The following is a 20377-nucleotide window of genomic DNA, read 5'->3' as shown; positions in this document are numbered from 1 at the left end:
TAGTGGCTGATGCCTTCGGTATTAGCCACTATCGACGGCTTTTTTTGTGATTTAAAAGCAAAGTCAGTTTCTATCTTTTCGATATTTATTGTTTAAATGTCGAAAATAGTTTTACCTTTGCATGGTATGCCGGAAGATATAATACAACAGCAAATTCTGCAGGCGGCGCAGCAGCTATTTCAGAAACATGGTTATCAGAAGGTAACGATGGATGATGTGGCGAAGGCGATTGGCAAGGGAAGAAGTTCCTTGTATTATTATTACAGGAACAAGGATGAGGTCTTTGATGCCGTGATGAGTGCGGAGATAGATGAGATCATAGCGGAGATCACCCGCATGGTAGACAGGGAGGAGACGGTGGAAGGAAAGTTGCGTGCCTATGGCATTACCAAAACAAAGATTGGCCGCAAGCGGAAGGTGTTTTTCGACATGTTTGAAACGGCGATGAACCCGGATGAATTGTCGCAATATACGCAACGGAAAAAAGTGATCCAGAAAAAGATCCGGAAGGATGAACTGGCATTACTGAACCGTGTTTTGGCCGATTTCTCCCCGGAGGATAAGGACTCAATTATATTTGTATTTACAAGCAGCCTGCGTGGTTTTAAACGCGAGTTTGAGCTTGAAAATAGTTATACACGTATGGAACCTGCTATTGATGCACTGGTTCGTATGACAATGCTGGCTATAAAAAGCTAGCTTTTTTTTTCTCTTGTTTTCGACAAATTATCAAAATGTGTCGAAAGGTCAATGTTTGAAATATATGATTCAAGCTGGAAAAGGGAATGCTTTCAGGGCATTTCGGAACAGGAATTATGCGTTGTTTTTTTATGGGCAGTCTATTTCACAGATTGGTACCTGGATGCAGAGAACGGCCGTGAGCTGGGTGGTGTATTCCATTACACATTCTGCTTACATGCTGGGCCTGGCGGTGTTTATGCAGCAGTTTCCATCGTTTTTGTTTTCGCTGGTAGGGGGGATTGTATCAGACAGGTATAGTCGCCGTCAGATTTTACTGGTCACGCAGGTGGCATCTTTGATCCAGTCCCTGATGTTGACGATCCTTACTTTCAGTGGGCATTACCAGGTATGGCAGATCCTGGCGCTGAGTGTGGTGTTAGGCATCGTGAATGCATTTGATACACCGGCCCGGCAACCGATGGTGCACGAACTGGTAGATAATAAGGAAGACATCACGAATGCGCTGGCCCTGAATTCGGCCATGGTGAATATTGCCAGGTTAATAGGGCCGGCGGTATCGGGAATTGTGTTGCAGGCGTATGGGGCGTATACCTGTTTTGCATTAAATACGTTTAGTTTTCTTGCGGTGATCGGTTCTTTGTTGCTGATAAAATTGCCCGCATTTGTAGCCCCTCAAAATAAGCAGGCTGCGCTGACTGAATTATCGGAGGGTTTTATGTACCTGCGGCAAACCCCGCGTATCGGGATCATTATTATCCTGGTCATGTGCATGGGCTTACTGGTACTGCCTTATGATACCCTGATGCCGGTATTTGCCAAGGTGATCTTCCAGGGCAATGCCCGCACCTTTGGATATATTGCCAGTGCAGTAGGCGCCGGATCTATAGCGGGCAGTTTGTTCCTGGCATCCTTGAAAAAGAGTGGCCACCTGACGGTCATCCTGCTGGCGAGTATCGTGGTACTGGGGATTGGACTGGTTGGTTTTTCCCGTTGTAGTTCTTTTTATGTCGCCTTGCCTTTTGCAGTAGTGATTGGCCTGGCATCCCTGTTACCGATGACTGCCAGCATCACCATTATCCAGGTAGAGGCGGCTGCGCATATGCGGGGAAGGGTGATGAGTTATATCGCGATGGCCTACTTTGGTATGCTGCCATTAGGAAGTTTATTAGCAGGTACGGCCTCCCAGAAAATATCAGCACCGCTCACGATGTTGATCCAGGGAGGTATTGCGTTTGTCATAGCATTTATATTTTCCAACTATCTCAAAACAACAAAATGAGTAACACCGCTTTATTGGTAATGGACATGCAGGCTGCCATGCTGAGCAGCTTTGGTGCGGGTCCGGCAGTGACTGCAAAGGTGGCAACAGCGATTGCCAGCGCACGTAGTAAAAGTATCCCGGTGATTTATGTAGTGGTCGGCTTCAGGCCTGGTGCGCCGGAGATCAGTGCGAATAACAAGGGATTCAGTGCCGCTAAACAGCAATTTGCAGGCATCGCACCTGCTGATTTTATGAAGATCCACCCGGACCTGGAACCATTGGAAAACGAGCCCGTGGTGATAAAACGCAGGGTGAGTGCATTTGCGGGTAGTGACCTGGAAGTGCTGCTGCGGTCTTTGAAAATCGAGGAGATTGTGTTGACGGGTATCGCTACCAGCGGGGTGGTATTGTCTACTTTGAGGGAGGCGGCTGACAAGGATTTCCGGATTAAGGTACTCTCCGATGCCTGTGCAGACAGGGAGCAGGAAGTACATGATTTTTTAACAACCAGGATTTTTAACAAACAAGGCGAAGTGCTGACAGTGGCGGAATGGACGAAATAGTTGAAGAGAAAGGGGCTGTTTCCCGGCAGCCTCTTTTTTGGTATATTTACAGTATGCAGGTGCTGCCAGCTATATCGCTCCGTCCATTTATCAGGCATTATCTTTTTATAGAGAATCCTGTCCGCACACCTATTCGTTTTTTTTCTGATGGCAATCCCGGTATTGTATTTTGCGATGGCGAGATGATCCTGGACGGTGAATGTTTACCTTCTTCATTTGCTTACGGCCAGATCTCAGGTTTTAAGGATCTGTATTACGCAGGATCTTTATTGATTGTTGTATTCCGGCCATTTGGCCTGCATGCATTAACGGGTATTCCTGCAACGGTATTGAAGGATCGGTTCATCGACCTGTCACTTATTTTCAGGCAGCCACCCGGCAGGGAAACGGCCGATGAATTTTTCAGCGGCTTACAGCAGGCGCCTTGTTCACTCACACAGGCTTGTATCAATTTTATTGATCAGCAAAAAGGACTGGTATCCCTGGCGCAGTTGCAGGATTTTTCCGGTTACCAGGAGCGGCAGCTGGAGAGACGGTTTAAAGTCAGCGTAGGGATCAGCCCTGCTAAGTATTGTAACATTGTGAGGACGCATACTTTTTTAAAGTCACTCAGGAAAGACGCAGCTATCACCCCACTTGTTTTTGAAAATGGATATTTTGACCAATCGCATGCGATTAAGGATTTTAAGAAACTCACGGGTCTTACCCCCCGGCATTATCTCCATCACAATTATCCCCTGGCCAGTAATTTCCTAAGTCGGAATTGTACAATTTAAGTTTGGAGAGGGGGCCTACCTTCGTGTTATGAAAGTGACAACCGTACAATTCGAACATCGTAGCGGGGACAAGGCTTATAATCTCTCCGTGATAGAAAAATACGCTGCTACAGCGGCGTCTGAACTCATCGTATTTCATGAATGCTCGGTAACGGGCTATACATTTGCCCGTCATTTATCCCGGGAGGAACTATGGGAACTGGCGGAGCCGATTCCTTCAGGGCCTTCCACAAAAGCGCTCATTGACATCGCTGCTAAATATGACATTGCTATTGCTGCAGGATTATTTGAGCGGGAGGGAGACCATATTTACAAGGCCTATGTTTGTGTAGATAAAACAGGGTTGCTGGCAAAGTTCAGGAAATTACATCCGTTTATTAACTCACATTTAACGCCGGGGAATGAATATTGTGTATTTGAGCTGCATGGCTGGAAGATCGGGATGTTGATCTGTTATGACAATAACATCATTGAAAATGTAAGGGCCACCCGTTTGTTGGGGGCAGAAATCATTTTGATGCCACATGTCACCATGTGTACACCCAGTACAAGGCCGGGAGCGGGCTTTGTAGACCCGGCATTGTGGAATAACAGGGTAAATGATCCTACCAGTCTGCGGATAGAATTTGATGGCTTAAAAGGCCGGCAATGGCTTATGAAATGGTTGCCTGCCAGGGCTTATGACAATGGGGTGTATTGCATCTTTGCAAATGCCATTGGGATGGATGATGACCAGTTGAAAAATGGTTGTTCGATGATCCTTGATCCATTTGGTGATGTGATTGCAGAATGTCGTGCGCTGGATAATGATATGGCGACGGCAGTGCTTACAAAAGAAAAACTGGAACAGGCGGGAGGATACCGGTATTTACAGGCCAGGAGACCTTTGTTGTATAAGGATATAATTGGTGCGCCGCACCAGTCTTCGCAAAAGGTAGTATGGTTGGCGCCGGAAAAATAATTATCTTCCAACAATGGATAATGAATTATTGACAAACCGTATTCGCGAACGGCTGGAAGATCTTTCTAACCTGAAGGAACTCCGCATGATGGGAGGCCTGGCGTTCATGTACAATGATAAGATCCTGGTGGGAGTATATAAAGACGCGATGATGGTAAGGATAGATCCGGCTATGCAGGACGAGGTCCTGGAAAGAAATGGCTGCCGGCAGATGGACTTCAATCGCCCGATGAAGGGATATGTGCTGGTAGATGAAACGGGGATGCGAACGAAGGCGGATTTTGATTATTGGATCAACCTGGCTTTGGCATATAACCCGATGGCAAAATCATCTAAGAAGAAAAAATAGGTTGTATCAAAAATAGCCTGTGGGTATTGAGCAGTTCATATTTATAAACGCTCTTCACCGGGTATTCCGGTTAAACCCGGGAAGGTTTATTTTTGATACAACCTTTGTATGCCAGCTATTTTTCGTAATACTCAAATGCATCGATAATATCCAGGTACACCCCATCAAATCCTGCATCCAATATCTTCTTAGTATAAGAGCTGTCGTTTCCATAAATGATCTTCTGCCAGGCACTATACCAGTACTTCACTTTGTAATTTCCTTTCCATTCAGGGTTTTCAGCATCTAACCAGGCGGGTTTTGTACTGGTCCAGCCGGACTGCCAGTAATACCTGTAGTCTTCTGCTTCGCCGATAGACATGTAAGAGATTACCAGTCTTGTTCCGCCGTTGGCTTTCTTTTTTAATGCTGCGAGTTCTGCGGCGGTAAATGCACTATTATTAAAATAAAGATCGGTGATCAGCAGGTCATAGTTTGTAGCTTTCACCGCATTGATAAAGGCAGTTTTGGAACTAAACCCACTGGCGGGATCAATCAGGTAGAGAAAATTCTTCACCTGGCCAATGCTGCTTACAGCAGTACTATTCTCCGCATAGATCGGAGAGGGAAAGGCAGGGATATCATCCAGACCACGGGAATCGGCGGCGAAGGAAATATATCCTTGCGCGTTATTCTTCGTATATGAATCTGTCATTTTAGAATGCGTGGAGCAATAGTCAGTCACGAGGATGGTATTGCCTGCGTTTTTGGAGATCTTCAGCAATGGATTCAGGTAATTGACGGTGCTGGTAGGGGTTGCCACATCATCATTGTCATATCCATAGTAGAGGTCTTCCTGGCCATTGGCATCAATTGCATTCAGGTAGGCGGTATCCGGAGTGCCGGAGCTTTCCCCGTTCTTTGTTACCAGTTCAATACCATTTTGAGGAACGACAATAAAACCGCTATGCGCAGCCTTTGCGTACCTGCTGATGCCGATCACGAAATTGCGCATGGATTGTTTGTAATCGCTGGTGGTGGTGCTGGTATCGACCGCAGCGCTGTCATTGTTGGAGCCTGATTTTGGATCAGGATCATTGGTCTTGCTACATGCGCTGAAGATGAATAGCGCAAATGGAATTAAAAGTATAGGTCTCATAAAAATACGGTTATGGTTATCGGGTAAAATTAGATTAAAATTTTATACCGTTTGGGCCCTGAGGGGTTTTAACAAAAGCTTATGGATTCTTTGGAGATGATTCTCAACGCCATTGATTTAAATAAATGTTGGTTTCCCGGGGTGAATATTGCGGGTTTGCAAAGTTCAAATCTTCGTGGTCTGGCAGATAACGGCATTTCACTCCCTGAAAGCGACAGGCGACAGCGTTGTTTGTTTTCTGAAGAAATTAGAGAAATGTGCCACCTCTTCAAAGTCCAGGCAATACCCGATTTCGGAGATGGTCCAGTTGGTTTGTTTGAGGGTTGAATTTCGGCGCTTATTTCCTTACTGTCTGCAAATCAGATAAAATCTTCAATTAATTTTTTAAATATATACGACAAATATTTATATATTTGCGCCTTAGGCAATTGTTAAGCCTGTAATCCGTACGAAAATTACGGGTTTATATTGCCCGAAAACGCATTGTTCAGTAAAATTCGCATTGTTCGTGATGTCATCATCATCACCTGTATTTTCTTTGGCCAAGGGTATGTCTTGACCGTTTCCATGGTGCAACACTACCTGAAATCTATGAAATCACTGGCTTCACGTCCGCGCACTTTTTCGTGTACCTATGAAAGAAAATTTCATTAAAGTAGCGTTAAGCACTTGCATTTGCTTAATAGCGTTCCCATTTCTGGCAAAGGGCCAGTTACCTTTTAGTCCATGTAGTCCAAGTGGAGGTAAAAGAGCCGATGTATTAGGTATTGAAACCAAATACAGAGCGCCCGGTGGCGCGGCCCCTACATTTACCATTCCGACTGGTACCAAGTCTATTGCGGTATATGTTTCTTCCGAAACGGGTATCACTGCCGGTACGGATGATAACGACCAGGGGGATGAGGATTTTATCACTATCAATGCTATCATTGATGTGGGCAATTCAACTTCCTCCGGTTATGTCAACTATGCGAAGAATACCAATACTGATGGTACGGGTACGAACGTATATGGCTGGAAGAACTCACCTCTTGGTGATACAATTCTTCAGGCTAATAAGATCGGGGATGCCCTGCCTTATCTTAACAACGTGAAATTTGCTATTTCCGGCAATACGCTTACGATCACGGAAAAAGCAAGCGGTATCCATTCTTCTTATTATGTAGAATACCTTTCACCTTATAATAACTCTTTAATACCACTGAATCCTGAGATCAGGGCATTGTTGCACGGAACAGGTGCAACGGCAACCGATCTGAGTATTCCTATTCCTACAGGTGCAGAAATCGTGTTCATCTCTGCAAAGGGTACGAACTCCAGTTCTACTGACCTGTATACGGCGTCAGGTACGGAAGAGGGCTATGCTAATATGCGTTTCGGTTTTGACCTGAAAGCTGGTACGCTGAATGGTTTTGTGACATTGGCGAATGGTGGTTCGGTGAACAGAAGGTCTACATATGTGATCAGTAACAAGGCAGCTGCTTCTACAAGCGATATGTTTAGTTCCGGCAAAATTACCGGTGATTATTCTGCCAAGCTTACATCAGATGGTGCGGTTGGTGCATACAATCCTACGATTTATGTATCTGGAAGTAACCTGATCATAAAAAGAGATGCGAACTATGCGAGAGATTTTGATGATGCTTATGTGGTAGAATTTTATTCCCGTGTGGGATTGGGGATGAGTACGGAGTTTATTGATTCTGATATCTCTGCTATACTGGATGGTAGTTATACCTGGGGTGTAAAGAAAACATTTACGATTCCTTCAGGTACGAATTTCATTTATTTTAATGAAACGGGTAATGCGATCAACACGAACAGGGAGAGTAATGAGAACTCCCTGGCGGCATATGGTTATATAGACTTGACAAAATCTACAGTAACCGGTTATTTTTATCAGCAGGTGGGCTTGAACAATGCCACCCGAAGGGATGATAACTATGCATTTAAGAATGTTCCCCTGGATAGTACCAGTACGCGTAGTGCGTCTGGCACAGTTGGTTTTAAGAACACGGGAGCAGTATATGACATTAGCTTCTTCCTGTCAGCAGATAAGAGTCAGCTGACGGTAATTAATAAAGAGGGCCTGGTGGCGAGTAGTTACCAGCTCCTGTTGTCCTGCGATTATTATGGTTCGCGACCGGATGTGGCGTTTAGTACAGCTGCAGGGATCACCTTTGCCAAGGGTGGCTCCTGTAATATTGTGAAGGCGACAGTGAACGTATGTAACCCGGGATCGGGTAACAGTAGTGGTGGTATGCCGGTATCTTTTTATTCAGGTGATCCGACTACTGACCCTGCTGCGATATTATTATATACAGGTACATTCAACCAGGACATACCACAGGGTGAGTGCCGTAGCTTTGATTTTAACCTGGACCTGAGCAGTTTTAGCAATGTGAATATTCCGCTATCAATGGTACTGAATGATAATGGTTCATTTGTATCAGGAGGGGTTGGGCATGCAGTAGGTACGCCTTTCACATTGTCAAGTCTGGTGAATCAGGGTAGTAAATATAAAGAGTGTTATTACGACAATAACCTTATCTCTGCACAGATTGCGGTGAACAACTGCCCGGTGGTGAACCTGGATACAGATGGCAGTTCTGGGGCGAGTTATAAGAACTTCATCAATTATTTTGCTGCGGGGAGTGCAACGGGTGCAAACATTGCGGATAATGATGTGGTAGTTTCTGATCCTGATGGTGATAATATTTCAAGCGCGAAGATCGTATTGACCAATGATAAGAATGGAAGTGCAGAGTACCTGGTTGTGAATGGTGCGATGCCTGCTGGTATAACTGTTACCGGTGCAAATACTGATACGATCCGTTTAACGGGTGTGGCATCAGCTGCAGCATATGCAGATGCGCTAAAGTTGATCCAATACATGAACACCCTGGGTTCGCCTAATACAACAACCCGTACTATTACAGTAGAGGTGAATGATGGGAAGGAAACAGGGCCGGCTTCTACCACCAGTATTTATATATTGACAACTCCACGGGTGAGTGTGTCAGGTAATGGGCAAACCATCGCTGATAATAAAATTAGTACATCCACCACGGATGGTACTAATTATGGCGTGCTGACAACTACAGGTGGTGCGGTGGGTAATACCTTTACGGTACAGAACATTGGTACGGGTATAATCACGCTGACGGGTACACCTCAGTTGGTGACGATTGCAGGGGATGCTGGTTTTACAGTGAGCTCACAGCCGGCTGGTACAAGTATCAGCAGTGGAGGGGGTTTAGGATTTGTGGTGACTTTCAATCCTGCATCACATGCAATTGGTACTTACACGGCGGTAGTAACTATTAAGAATAATGATAGTAATACGGATCGTGCCACTTATTACTTTACGGTAACTGCGGTGGTGAATAATCTGCCGGCGGTAGCTGATAATAGTGTGTCTGGTGCGGAGGATGCTGCCTTAGCATTTACGGCGGCGAATTTCACCAGTGTATATACGGATCCGGATGGAACGGCGCTGTCAAAGATAAAGATATTGAGTCTGCCATTGAATGGGAGTTTCAAAATGAATGGTACGAATATTACGGTAGGGCAGGAGATTGTGGCGGCAGATCTGAGCAAGATAGTGTTTACGCCTACATCAAACTGGAATGGTACTACGTGCTTCCAGTGGAATGCTGCTGATGGTACGTCTTATGCAACTACGGCTGCGACCATGACGATTGATATTACCCCGGTGAATGATGGTCCAACGATGTCGCTGCCTACGGGGCTGGCGGTAACGGAGGATACACCGGCTTCGTTGAAAGATGTGTCTTTTGCAGATGTGGATGCGGGTACTGGTGCGGTAACGGCTAGTTTTTCTGTGCCGACGGGTTGGTTTAATACTGCGACGGTGGCAGGTGTAACGGTGACGGGTACGGGTGGCAGCATTTCGTTGTCAGGTACCTTGTCTGCTATCAATACTTATATAGCTGGTGGTAACCTGACTTATTCAGCGTCTCATACGCCTCCGGCTGCTGAGATCATCACGGTGACGATTGCTGATAATGGAAATACAGGAGCGGGTGGTACGAAGACGGCGACTGGTACGATCTCACTGGGTATTACTGCGGTGAATGATGTGCCGTATGGGCCGGATACGAATGAGGAGATTGAAATGAATAAAGATCTGGTTAGTAAGGTAACGGCTACGGATCTGGATGGTGATGCAATTACGTTTACGAAATCTACTAATCCGGCTCATGGTACGGTGACGGTGAATGGTGATGGAACTTATTTATATAAACCGGCTACGGGGTATGTTGGAATAGATTCATTTAAGGTGGCAGTGAGTGATGGAAAGAGTTCTTCTATAATTACGGTACATATTACGGTGAAGAAAGTGAATCATGCGCCGGTGGCGGTGGATGATGCGGTACCTGTAGTGGAGGATACGGCAAAGGATTTTGATGTGGTGCTTAATGATACAGATGGAGATGGGGATGTGCTGACGGCAAGTGTGGTGGTGAATCCTGTGCATGGTACGGTGACTCAGAAGCCGGATGGGAGCTTTACTTATACGCCGGGTACTAATTATAATGGTTTGGATACCATGAGGTATAGCTTATGTGATAATGGTGTTCCTTCGATGTGTGATACGGGAATGGTGGTCTTTACGGTAGCGGCTGTGAATGACGCACCGGTAGCGGTGGACGATGCGGTACCTGTTGTGGAGGATGTGGCTAAGGATTTTGATGTATTGGTTAATGATAGTGATGTGGAAGGCGATGTGCTGACGGCTGGTGTGGTGGTGAATCCAGTGCATGGTACGGTAACACAGAAACCGGATGGAAGCTTTACTTATACGCCGGATGCTAATTATAATGGTGTTGATAGTATTAAGTATAAAGTTTGCGATAATGGTACGCCTTCTATGTGTGATACCGGTACAGTGATCTTTACCGTTTCCCCTGTGAATGATGCGCCGGTAGCGGTGGATGATGCGGTGATGGTTGTGGAGGACGTGGCAAAGGATTTTGATGTATTGGTTAATGATAGTGATGTGGAAGGCGATGTGCTGACGGCTGGTGTGGTGGTGAATCCAGTGCATGGTACGGTAACACAGAAACCGGATGGCAGCTTTACTTATACACCGGATGCTAATTATAATGGTGTTGATAGTATTAAGTATAAAGTTTGCGATAATGGTACTCCTTCAATGTGTGATACAGGTACAGTGATCTTTACAGTTTCCCCTGTAAATGACGCACCGGTAGCAGTAAATGATGCTGTGAATGTCACAGAGGATATTGCAAAAGATTTTGAAGTATTGTCCAATGATACAGATGTAGAAGGCGATGTGCTGACTGCAACAGTGCTGGTAAATCCAGTTCACGGTACAGTAACACAGAAACCGGATGGCAGCTTTACTTATACGCCGGATGCTAATTATAATGGTGTTGATAGTATTAAGTATAAAGTTTGCGATAATGGTACTCCTTCAATGTGTGATACCGGTACCGTGATCTTTACAGTAACACCTGTAAATGATGCACCGGTAGCAGTAAATGATGCTGTGAATGTAACAGAGGATACTTCAAAAGATTTTGAAGTATTGTCCAATGATACCGATGTAGAAGGGGATGTGCTGACAGCAACAGTGCTGGTAAATCCAGTTCATGGTACAGTAAATCAGAAACCGGATGGAAGCTTTACTTATACGCCGGATGCTAATTATAACGGTGTTGATAGTATTAAGTATAAAGTTTGCGATAATGGTACGCCTTCTATGTGTGATACCGGAACTGTGATCTTTACCGTTTCTCCTGTGAATGATGCACCAGTAGCAGTAAATGATGCAGTGAATGTCACAGAGGATGTGGCAAAGGATTTTGATGTATTGCTTAATGATAGTGATGTGGAAGGCGATGTGCTGACGGCTAGTGTGGTGGTGAATCCAGTGCATGGTACGGTAACACAGAAGCCGGATGGTAGCTTTACTTATACGCCGGATGCTAATTATAATGGTGTTGATAGTATGACGTATCGCGTTTGCGATAATGGTACTCCTTCAATGTGTGATACCGGTACCGTGACCTTTACAGTTTCCCCTGTAAATGACGCACCGGTAGCAGTAAATGATGCAGTGAATGTCACAGAGGATATAGCAAAGGATTTTGAAGTATTGTCCAATGATACCGATGTAGAAGGGGATGTGCTGACTGCAACAGTACTGGTAAATCCAGTCCACGGTACAGTAACTCAGAAGCCAGATGGAAGCTTTACCTATACGCCTGATGCTAATTATAATGGTGTAGATAGTATTAAGTATAAAGTTTGCGATAATGGTACGCCTTCAATGTGTGATACCGGAACTGTGATCTTTACCGTTTCTCCTGTGAATGATGCACCGGTAGCAGTAAATGATGCGGTGAATGTCACAGAGGATACTGCTAAGGATTTTGATGTATTGTCCAATGATACAGATGTAGAAGGGGATGTGCTGACTGCAACAGTGCTGGTAAATCCAGTGCATGGTACAGTAACTCAGAAACCCGACGGCAGCTTTACCTATACGCCTGATGCTAATTATAATGGTGTTGATAGTATTAAGTACAATGTATGTGATAATGGAACTCCAAGTAAGTGTGATATCGGTACCGTGATCTTTACCGTTTCTCCTGTAAATGACGCACCGGTAGCAGTAAATGATGCAGTGAATGTCACAGAGGATATAGCAAAGGATTTTGATGTATTGTCCAATGATACCGATGTAGAAGGCGATGTGCTGACAGCAACAGTGCTGGTAAATCCAGTGCATGGAACAGTAAATCAGAAACCCGACGGAAGCTTTACCTATACACCGAATGCTAATTATAACGGTGTAGATAGTATTAAGTATAAAGTGTGCGATAATGGTACTCCTTCAATGTGTGATACCGGAACAGTGATCTTTACAGTTTCTCCTGTAAATGATGCACCGGTAGCAGTAAATGACGCTGTGAATGTCACAGAGGATACTGCTAAGGATTTTGAAGTATTGTCCAATGATACCGATGTAGAAGGCGATGTGCTGACTGCAACAGTGGTGGTAAATCCAGTACATGGTACGGTAACTCAGAAGCCGGATGGCAGCTTTACTTATACGCCAGATGCTAATTATAATGGTGCTGATAGTATTAAGTACAATGTATGTGATAATGGAACTCCGAGTAAGTGTGATATCGGAACAGTGATCTTTACAGTCTCCCCTGTAAATGATGCACCAGTAGCAGTAAATGATGCGGTTAATGTCACAGAGGATACTGCTAAGGATTTTGAAGTATTGTCCAATGATACCGATGTAGAAGGCGATGTGCTGACTGCAACAGTGGTGGTAAATCCAGTACATGGTACGGTAACTCAGAAGCCGGATGGCAGCTTTGCTTATACGCCAGATGCTAATTATAATGGTGCTGATAGTATTAAGTACAATGTATGTGATAATGGAACTCCGAGTAAGTGTGATATCGGAACAGTGATCTTTACAGTTTCCCCTGTAAATGATGCACCGGTAGCAGTAAATGATGCAGTGAATGTCACAGAGGATATAGCAAAGGATTTTGAAGTATTGTCCAATGATACCGATGTAGAAGGCGATGTGCTGACAGCAACAGTGCTGGTAAATCCAGTACATGGTACAGTAACTCAGAAGCCAGATGGAAGCTTTACCTATACGCCTGATGCTAATTATAATGGTGTAGATAGTATTAAGTACAAAGTTTGCGATAATGGTACTCCTTCAATGTGTGATACAGGAGTAGTAATATTTACAGTCTCCCCTGTAAATGACGCACCGGTAGCAGTAAATGATGCGGTGATGGTTGTGGAGGATACTGCTAAAGATTTTGAAGTATTGTCCAATGATACCGATGTAGAAGGCGATGTGCTGACTGCAACAGTACTAGTAAATCCAGTACATGGTACGGTAACTCAGAAACCAGATGGCAGCTTTACTTATACACCGGATGCTAATTATAATGGTGTTGATAGTATTAAGTACAAAGTATGCGATAATGGTACGCCTTCAATGTGTGATACCGGTACTGTGACCTTTACAGTAACACCTGTAAATGACGCACCAGTAGCAGTAAATGATGCAGTGAATGTCACAGAGGATATAGCAAAGGATTTTGAAGTATTGTCCAATGATACCGATGTAGAAGGGGATGTGCTGACAGCAACAGTGCTGGTAAATCCAGTACATGGTACGGTAACTCAGAAGCCGGATGGCAGCTTTACTTATACGCCAGATGCTAATTATAATGGTGCTGATAGTATTAAGTACAATGTATGTGATAATGGAACTCCGAGTAAGTGTGATATCGGAACCGTGATCTTTACAGTCTCCCCTGTAAATGATGCACCGGTAGCAGTAAATGACGCTGTGAATGTCACAGAGGATATGGCAAAGGATTTTGAAGTATTGTCCAATGATACAGATGTAGAAGGCGATGTGCTGACTGCAGCATTGCTGGTAAATCCAGTACATGGTACAGTAACTCAGAAACCCGACGGAAGCTTTACTTATACGCCTGATGCTAATTATAATGGTGTAGATAGTATTAAGTACAAAGTTTGCGATAATGGAACTCCAAGTAAGTGTGATACCGGTACCGTGATCTTTACCGTTTCTCCTGTAAATGACGCACCAGTAGCAGTAAATGATGCAGTGAATGTCACAGAGGATATAGCAAAGGATTTTGAAGTATTGTCCAATGATACCGATGTAGAAGGGGATGTGCTGACAGCAACAGTGCTGGTAAATCCAGTACATGGTACGGTAACCCAGAAACCAGATGGCAGCTTTACTTATACGCCAGATGCTAATTATAATGGTGCTGATAGTATTAAGTACAATGTATGTGATAATGGAACTCCGAGTAAGTGTGATATCGGAACCGTGATCTTTACAGTCTCCCCTGTAAATGACGCACCGGTAGCAGTAAATGACGCTGTGAATGTCACAGAGGATATAGCAAAGGATTTTGAAGTATTGTCCAATGATACCGATGTAGATGGGGATGTGCTGACAGCAACAGTGCTGGTAAATCCAGTACATGGTACAGTAACCCAGAAACCAGATGGCAGCTTTACTTATACGCCAGATGCTAATTATAATGGTGCTGATAGTATTAAGTACAATGTATGTGATAATGGAACTCCGAGTAAGTGTGATATCGGAACCGTGATCTTTACAGTCTCCCCTGTAAATGATGCACCGGTAGCAGTAAATGATGCTGTGAATGTCACAGAGGATACAGCAAAGGATTTTGAAGTATTGTCCAATGATACCGATGTAGAAGGCGATGTGCTGACTGCAACAGTGGTGTTAAATCCAGTACATGGTACGGTAACTCAGAAGCCGGATGGCAGCTTTACTTATACGCCAGATGCTAATTATAATGGTGCTGATAGTATTAAGTACAATGTATGTGATAATGGAACTCCGAGTAAGTGTGATATCGGAACAGTGATCTTTACAGTCTCCCCTGTAAATGATGCACCAGTAGCAGTAAATGATGCAGTGAATGTCACAGAGGATATAGCAAAGGATTTTGAAGTATTGTCCAATGATACCGATGTAGAAGGGGATGTGCTGACAGCAACAGTGCTGGTAAATCCAGTACATGGTACGGTAACTCAGAAGCCGGATGGCAGCTTTACTTATACGCCAGATGCTAATTATAATGGTGCTGATAGTATTAAGTACAATGTATGTGATAATGGAACTCCGAGTAAGTGTGATATCGGAACCGTGATCTTTACAGTCTCCCCTGTAAATGACGCACCGGTAGCAGTAAATGACGCTGTGAATGTCACAGAGGATATGGCAAAGGATTTTGAAGTATTGTCCAATGATACAGATGTAGAAGGCGATGTGCTGACTGCAGCATTGCTGGTAAATCCAGTACATGGTACAGTAACTCAGAAACCCGACGGAAGCTTTACTTATACGCCTGATGCTAATTATAATGGTGTAGATAGTATTAAGTACAAAGTTTGCGATAATGGAACTCCAAGTAAGTGTGATACCGGTACCGTGATCTTTACCGTTTCTCCTGTAAATGACGCACCAGTAGCAGTAAATGATGCAGTGAATGTCACAGAGGATATAGCAAAGGATTTTGAAGTATTGTCCAATGATACCGATGTAGAAGGGGATGTGCTGACAGCAACAGTGCTGGTAAATCCAGTACATGGTACGGTAACCCAGAAACCAGATGGCAGCTTTACTTATACGCCAGATGCTAATTATAATGGTGCTGATAGTATTAAGTACAATGTATGTGATAATGGAACTCCGAGTAAGTGTGATATCGGAACCGTGATCTTTACAGTCTCCCCTGTAAATGACGCACCGGTAGCAGTAAATGACGCTGTGAATGTCACAGAGGATATAGCAAAGGATTTTGAAGTATTGTCCAATGATACCGATGTAGATGGGGATGTGCTGACAGCAACAGTGCTGGTAAATCCAGTACATGGTACAGTAACCCAGAAACCAGATGGCAGCTTTACTTATACGCCTGATGCTAATTATAATGGTGTAGATAGTATTAAGTACAAAGTTTGTGATAATGGAACTCCGAGTAAGTGTGATATCGGTACCGTGACCTTTACAGTAACACCTGTAAATGACGCACCGGTAGCAGTAAATGATGCAGTTAATGTCACAGAGGATATAGCAAAGGATTTTGAAGTATTGTCCAATGATACCGATGTAGAAGGGGATGTGCTGACAGCAACAGTGCTGGTAAATCCAGTACATGGTACGGTAACTCAGAAACCGGATGGCAGCTTTACTTATACGCCAGATGCTAATTATAATGGTGCTGATAGTATTAAGTACAATGTATGTGATAATGGAACTCCGAGTAAGTGTGATATCGGAACCGTGATCTTTACAGTCTCCCCTGTAAATGACGCACCGGTAGCAGTAAATGACGCTGTGAATGTCACAGAGGATATAGCAAAGGATTTTGAAGTATTGTCCAATGATACCGATGTAGAAGGGGATGTACTGACTGCAACAGTGCTGGTAAATCCAGTACATGGTACAGTAACCCAGAAACCAGATGGCAGCTTTACTTATACGCCTGATCCTAATTATAATGGTGTAGATAGTATTAAGTACAAAGTTTGTGATAATGGAACTCCGAGTAAGTGTGATATCGGTACCGTGACCTTTACAGTAACACCTGTAAATGACGCACCGGTAGCAGTAAATGACGCGGTTAATGTCACAGAGGATATAGCAAAGGATTTTGAAGTATTGTCCAATGATACCGATGTAGAAGGCGATGTGCTGACTGCAACAGTACTGGTAAATCCAGTACATGGTACAGTAACTCAGAAACCGGATGGCAGCTTTACTTATACGCCAGATGCTAATTATAATGGTGCTGATAGTATTAAGTACAAAGTATGTGATAATGGAACTCCGAGTAAGTGTGATATCGGAACAGTGATCTTTACAGTTTCCCCTGTAAATGACGCACCGGTAGCAGTAAATGACGCTGTGAATGTCACAGAGGATACTGCTAAGGATTTTGAAGTATTGTCCAATGATACCGATGTAGAAGGGGATGTGCTGACAGCAATAGTGCTGGTAAATCCAGTACATGGTACGGTAACTCAGAAGCCGGATGGCAGCTTTACTTATACGCCAGATGCTAATTATAATGGTGCTGATAGTATTAAGTACAATGTATGTGATAATGGAACTCCGAGTAAGTGTGATATCGGTACAGTGACCTTTATAGTCTCCCCTGTAAATGACGCACCGGTAGCAGTAAATGATGCAGTGAATGTCACAGAGGATATAGCAAAGGATTTTGAAGTATTGTCCAATGATACCGATGTAGAAGGGGATGTGCTGACAGCAACAGTACTGGTGAATCCAGTACATGGTACAGTAACTCAGAAACCTGATGGAAGCTTTACCTATACGCCAGATGCTAATTATAATGGTGTAGATAGTATTAAGTACAAAGTATGCGATAATGGTACTCCTTCAATGTGTGATACCGGTACTGTGATCTTTACAGTTTCCCCTGTAAATGACGCACCGGTAGCAGTAAATGACGCGGTTAATGTCACAGAGGATATAGCAAAGGATTTTGAAGTATTGTCCAATGATACCGATGTAGAAGGCGATGTGCTGACAGCAACAGTGCTGGTAAATCCAGTCCACGGTACAGTAACTCAGAAACCGGATGGCAGCTTTACTTATACGCCAGATGCTAATTATAATGGTGCTGATAGTATTAAGTACAATGTATGTGATAATGGAACTCCGAGTAAGTGTGATATCGGTACCGTGACCTTTATAGTCTCCCCTGTAAATGACGCACCGATTGCCGTAGATGATGCCGCAACCTTAGCCGAAGGCACCTCCGCGAATGGCAACGTACTGACCAATGATTATGACGTAGATGGCGATGCCCTGACTGCAAGCCTACTGACACCTGCTGTAAACGGAACCGCCACCCTGGATGGAAATGGCCACTTCACCTACACACCAAATCCAAACTTCAGCGGTAAAGACAGCATCGTTTACCAAACCTGTGACAACGGTACTCCTGGCTTATGCAATACCGCTGTCGTAATATTTACAGTAACCGCTATCAATCACAAGCCAATCGCCGTAGATGATGCGATCACTTCATTGGAAGATGAAACATACTCCGGCAATGTCTTAACGAATGACAGCGATCCTGATGGAGACGAAATAAGCGCCAGCATAATCACTTTGCCAGTACATGGTACTGCCTCTCTGACTGCCGAAGGTATCATCGTCTATACACCTGATCCAAACTTCAACGGCAAAGACAGCCTTGTATACATGATCTGTGACAACGGTACCCCGGGTCTCTGCGATGCCGCTGTCGTAAGATTTACTGTAACACCTGTAAACGATGTGCCAGTCATCACAGGCGGTGACAAAACCACCACAGAACAAGGTAAACCTGTAAAAGATACCCTGACTGCTACCGACCCTGACGGCGATCCACTCACCTACAGTAAAGGTAGCGAACCGGCCCATGGTTCTGTAAACGTGGACGATAAGGGTACATACACTTACACGCCTGATCCGGGTTTCACCGGTGACGACACCTTCACCGTCATCGTCGACGATGGCAGTGGCAATCCGAAAACAGTGACCGTAACCGTGACTGTCACACCTCCAACCACTACGAACCATCCGCCAGTAGTAAACGGCGGTTATGACATCACCACAGAACAGGACAAACCTGTAAAAGATACCCTGACCGCTACCGATCCCGACGGTGATCCACTCACCTTCGATAAAGGCAGCAAGCCAGCTCACGGTGACGTAGTTGTCGACAAAGATGGTACCTATACATATACGCCTGATCCAGGATACACCGGTACCGATACCTTCACAATTATCGTAGATGATGGTCATGGTGATCCGAAAACTGTAACCGTCACTGTAGATGTGAAGGCGCCAACCACTACCAACAATCCACCGGTTGTAACAGGCGGCACGACTACTACAACGGAACAGGACAAACCTGTAAAAGATACCCTGACCGCTACCGACCCTGAAGGTGGCCCGCTCACCTACGAAAAAGGCAGCGATCCAACCCATGGTTCTGTAAAAGTGGACGATGACGGTACATACACCTACACGCCTGATCCAGGCTATACCGGTGATGATACCTTCACTATCATTGTAAAAGATGACAAGGGTAATACAACAGCAGTAACCGTTACCGTTACTGTAACAACGCCTAACAAGGCACCGGTTGTAACAGGTGGTACGACTACCACTACAGAACAGGACAAACCTGTAAAAGATACCCTGACCGCTACCGACCCTGAAGGTGGCCCGCTCACCTACGAAAAAGGCAGCGATCCAACCCATGGTTCTGTAAAAGTGGATGATGACGGTACATACACCTATACACCTGATCCAGGCTATACCGGTGATGATGCCTTCACCATCATCGTAAAAGATGACAAGGGTAATACAACAACAGTAACCGTTGCCGTAAAGGTGACAATTCCTGACAACTCAAACAACCCGCTGGCCTTTAACGACAGCATAACTGTAGTCGCCAACACACCAATCGACATCGATGTACTTGCCAACGACAGTGCCCGTACTTCGACCTTCGATCCGGGTTCAGTAAGGGTTGTAGATCAACCAGCCCACGGTTCGGTAGTCGTAAACAGCAACGGTACCGTCACTTACACACCTGCTACAGGTTATACCGGTGAGGATACCTTCACCTACCAGGTGACAACTGCTGATGGTAAAACTACCAACATCGCTACTGTAAAGATCTCTACCTCATTTGCAGAGATCACCGTACCAACACTGTTCACACCGAACGGCGATGGCAGGAACGACGTATTCGAGATCAGAGGTCTTAGCCAATATGCTGAAACAGAACTGATCATCGTAAACCGTTGGGGTAACGAAGTATTCAGATCAAAGAACTACCAGAATACATGGAAAGGAGAGGGCTTGAACGAAGGAACTTATTACTACCTGCTGCGCATCAGGCGCACAGCTAGCTCAGGATGGGAAGTGATCAAAGGATACACTACACTGGTAAGGAACTTTAATAATTAATGTGATTAGCGCTGAAAAC

General features: G+C 44.6%; 9 protein-coding genes. 8 read left to right on the top strand and 1 reads right to left on the bottom strand.

The window, feature by feature from the left end; genetic code table 11:
* The first annotated feature begins 96 nt into the window (after positions 1 to 96).
* The 6 genes from U0033_RS08255 (at position 97) to U0033_RS08230 (ending at position 4612) form a co-directional block, all read left to right on the top strand.
* Positions 97 to 699, top strand: a complete 603-nt coding sequence (locus tag U0033_RS08255; protein ID WP_083571855.1) for a TetR/AcrR family transcriptional regulator — start codon at positions 97 to 99, stop codon at positions 697 to 699.
* Positions 700 to 763: 64 nt separating this feature from the next.
* Complete coding sequence (locus tag U0033_RS08250; RefSeq protein WP_072365206.1) at positions 764 to 1981, top strand: MFS transporter; 1218 nt, start codon at positions 764 to 766, stop codon at positions 1979 to 1981.
* Entirely contained in the window at positions 1978 to 2526 is a 549-nt protein-coding gene (locus tag U0033_RS08245; protein ID WP_072365204.1) for a cysteine hydrolase family protein, read from the top strand. The genes U0033_RS08250 and U0033_RS08245 overlap by 4 nt, the downstream gene beginning before the upstream one ends.
* Positions 2514 to 3302 (top strand): DUF6597 domain-containing transcriptional factor, encoded by a 789-nt coding sequence (locus U0033_RS08240; RefSeq protein WP_083571854.1) that lies wholly within the window; start codon positions 2514 to 2516, stop codon positions 3300 to 3302. The genes U0033_RS08245 and U0033_RS08240 overlap by 13 nt, the downstream gene beginning before the upstream one ends.
* A 28-nt stretch (positions 3303 to 3330) precedes the next feature.
* Entirely contained in the window at positions 3331 to 4263 is a 933-nt protein-coding gene (locus tag U0033_RS08235; protein ID WP_072365202.1) for a nitrilase family protein, read from the top strand.
* 13 nt (positions 4264 to 4276) lie between these two features.
* Positions 4277 to 4612 carry a TfoX/Sxy family protein gene (locus U0033_RS08230; protein WP_072365200.1) on the top strand — a complete coding sequence of 112 codons (336 nt, stop codon included), beginning with the start codon at positions 4277 to 4279 and terminating at the stop codon, positions 4610 to 4612.
* Positions 4613 to 4727: 115 nt separating this feature from the next.
* On the opposite strand, the gene U0033_RS08225 is transcribed toward U0033_RS08230, so the two are convergent.
* Positions 4728 to 5750 carry an endo alpha-1,4 polygalactosaminidase gene (locus tag U0033_RS08225; RefSeq protein WP_072365198.1) on the bottom strand — a complete coding sequence of 341 codons (1023 nt, stop codon included), beginning with the start codon at positions 5748 to 5750 and terminating at the stop codon, positions 4728 to 4730.
* Positions 5751 to 5831: 81 nt separating this feature from the next.
* On the opposite strand from U0033_RS08225, the gene U0033_RS08220 reads away from it, so the two are divergent.
* Together U0033_RS08220 and U0033_RS08215 are read left to right on the top strand one after the other, a co-directional pair.
* Positions 5832 to 6077 (top strand): hypothetical protein, encoded by a 246-nt coding sequence (locus U0033_RS08220; RefSeq protein ID WP_072365196.1) that lies wholly within the window; start codon positions 5832 to 5834, stop codon positions 6075 to 6077.
* Between the two features lie 307 nt (positions 6078 to 6384).
* A complete protein-coding gene (locus tag U0033_RS08215; RefSeq protein WP_322518509.1) occupies positions 6385 to 20358 on the top strand; it encodes an Ig-like domain-containing protein in 13974 nt (4657 codons plus the stop codon).
* Positions 20359 to 20377 lie beyond the last annotated feature (19 nt).

This window comes from Chitinophaga sancti, assembly GCF_034424315.1.
Classification (GTDB): domain Bacteria; phylum Bacteroidota; class Bacteroidia; order Chitinophagales; family Chitinophagaceae; genus Chitinophaga; species Chitinophaga sancti.
The sequence above is the reverse complement of the archived record's forward strand: the minus strand, read 5'-3'. Positions and strand labels throughout refer to the sequence as shown.

Coding starts and splice junctions, on each gene's coding strand:
- U0033_RS08255 (WP_083571855.1), top strand. CDS start 97: ATGTCGAAAATAGTTTTACCTTTGCATGGTATGCCGGAAGATATAATA.
- U0033_RS08250 (WP_072365206.1), top strand. CDS start 764: ATGATTCAAGCTGGAAAAGGGAATGCTTTCAGGGCATTTCGGAACAGG.
- U0033_RS08245 (WP_072365204.1), top strand. CDS start 1,978: ATGAGTAACACCGCTTTATTGGTAATGGACATGCAGGCTGCCATGCTG.
- U0033_RS08240 (WP_083571854.1), top strand. CDS start 2,514: ATGGACGAAATAGTTGAAGAGAAAGGGGCTGTTTCCCGGCAGCCTCTT.
- U0033_RS08235 (WP_072365202.1), top strand. CDS start 3,331: ATGAAAGTGACAACCGTACAATTCGAACATCGTAGCGGGGACAAGGCT.
- U0033_RS08230 (WP_072365200.1), top strand. CDS start 4,277: ATGGATAATGAATTATTGACAAACCGTATTCGCGAACGGCTGGAAGAT.
- U0033_RS08225 (WP_072365198.1), bottom strand. CDS start 5,750: ATGAGACCTATACTTTTAATTCCATTTGCGCTATTCATCTTCAGCGCA.
- U0033_RS08220 (WP_072365196.1), top strand. CDS start 5,832: ATGGATTCTTTGGAGATGATTCTCAACGCCATTGATTTAAATAAATGT.
- U0033_RS08215 (WP_322518509.1), top strand. CDS start 6,385: ATGAAAGAAAATTTCATTAAAGTAGCGTTAAGCACTTGCATTTGCTTA.